The following is a 1113-nucleotide window of genomic DNA, read 5'->3' on the forward strand; positions in this document are numbered from 1 at the left end:
GCGCGCTGATCAAGGCCCAAGCCGCCTCCCTGGAGGCCGAGCACCAGGCCATCATCGCCGACGTGCTCGCCGCCGGGGACTTCTGGGGCGGCTCCGGGTCGGTGGCCTGCCAGGAGTTCATCACCCAGTTGGGCCGCAACTTCCAGGTCATCTACGAACAAGCCGCCACCCACGGCACCAAAGTCCAAACCGCCGGCGGCAACATGGCCTCCACCGACGGCGCCGTCAGCGCCAGCTGGGCCTAACGGAAGGGGAACGGGGGACGGCGAATTCGCTGATTCCTCGGCCCGCGTAGTAACAATCGAGGAACGCGGTGGCACACCGATCACACGGTGTGCCACCGCGTTTCGCGCAAGATCAGGGGTGTAAACGTGCCGTCAAAGTCCGGCCACCTGGTGTAAAGAACCCGCAAATGCGCCTATCCGATATGCACGGCGTAGGGGATGGTGGGACATAGCAGAGACCGGCCCGCAACGGGTCGGCTGTCAGTAAGGAGAGAGGCCGATGTCTTTCGTAACTACCCAGCCCGAGGCGCTCACGGCGGCGGCCGGCACCCTGCAGGGCCTCGGGTCGTCGCTGGCCGCTCAGAACGCGGCCGCGGCTGCACCGACCACAGGCGTGGTTCCGGCGGCCGCCGACGAGGTCTCGGCGCTGACCGCGGCGCAGTTCGCGACGCACGCCAGCCTGTACCAAGCGGTCAGTGCGCAAGCGACCGCGATTCACGAGATGTTCGTCAACACCTTGGGTGTCAGTGCCGGGTCGTATGCGGCCACCGAGGCCGCCAACGCGGTCGCGGCCGGTTAACCCCGAAAGTTTCGCAGGCAACGAGTTAAGGAGACAGTGATATGCCGACGCGTTTTATGACCGATCCGCACCAGATGCGGGCCATGGCGGGCCGTTTCGACGTGCACGCCCAAACCGTGGAAGACGAGGCCCGCAAGATGTGGGCGTCCTCGACCAACATCACCGGAGCCGGCTGGGGCGGAACCGCGGCCAACACCTCCTACGACACCATGGGCCAAATGCAGACCGCGTTCCGCAACATCGTCAACATGCTGCACGGGGTGCGCGACGGGCTGATCCGCGACGCCAACAACTACGAGCAGCAAGAAG

Annotated in this window: 3 protein-coding genes; all 3 read left to right on the forward strand. The window is 65.9% G+C overall.

Features of this window, described 5'->3' with window-relative positions; all coding sequences use genetic code 11:
* The coding region (locus tag BKN37_RS27230) for a WXG100 family type VII secretion target (RefSeq protein ID WP_207547255.1) at positions 1 to 245 on the forward strand (245 nt) is incomplete at its 5' end.
* A 259-nt stretch (positions 246 to 504) separates the two neighbouring features.
* On the forward strand, positions 505 to 804 hold the full coding sequence (locus BKN37_RS27235; protein WP_071030425.1) for a PE family protein: 300 nt from the start codon (positions 505 to 507) through the stop codon (positions 802 to 804).
* A 41-nt stretch (positions 805 to 845) separates the two neighbouring features.
* The coding region (locus BKN37_RS27240; RefSeq protein WP_071028377.1) for a WXG100 family type VII secretion target at positions 846 to 1113 on the forward strand (268 nt) is incomplete at its 3' end.

This window comes from Mycobacterium talmoniae (genome assembly GCF_001854525.1).
GTDB lineage: Bacteria > Actinomycetota > Actinomycetes > Mycobacteriales > Mycobacteriaceae > Mycobacterium > Mycobacterium talmoniae.

Bases quoted from the DNA above. Each gene is read 5' to 3' on its own strand.
- BKN37_RS27235 (WP_071030425.1), top strand. From the start codon at position 505: ATGTCTTTCGTAACTACCCAGCCCGAGGCGCTCACGGCGGCGGCCGGC.